The sequence below is a fragment of the Pseudomonas sp. QTF5 genome, from assembly GCF_000512695.2.
Lineage (GTDB): Bacteria > Pseudomonadota > Gammaproteobacteria > Pseudomonadales > Pseudomonadaceae > Aquipseudomonas.
Window position 1 is genome coordinate 1 of the sequence record NZ_AZRW02000085.1, and the last position, 425, is coordinate 425.

1 pseudogene is annotated in these 425 nt (G+C 60.9%); it reads left to right on the top strand.

The window, feature by feature from the left end:
* Nucleotides 1-18: 18 nt before the first annotated feature.
* Nucleotides 19-425, top strand: a pseudogene (locus IC37_RS28660) (pyocin); the annotation flags it as partial.

Consider the following 425-nt stretch of genomic DNA (forward strand, 5'->3'; position numbering starts at 1 on the left):
GACGAACAAGAAGCGCTAATGAAAAAGCTCGGTTTCCCGGACACCCCGGATTTTCTGCCCGCCCCAACACAACAACCCACCCAGGCGCAGATACAAGCCTTCCAGGACGCCGGCGCAGCGGTAGCCGCCATTAACCGAAAGAATGAACTGGACGCCAACGCCCGCTGGGAGATGCATCAGAAAAAACAACAGGACGCACTCAACACTCAGCCCGATTCGCAGGGTTGCGTGTTCGCCAAGAGCTGCAACCTCCCTGACGGCGTCATCAATCACAGCCACCCGGCCGGATTTGTCCCCGTAGAGAAATTGGCCGACTACGGATTATGGGCCGTGCTCGACACCGGTGCGCCGATCACAGCCGCCGGGGTCCCCCTGAAACTGGTGAGAGGCTCAGCCACGGCCGGCGCCATCGCCCAACGTCTCGG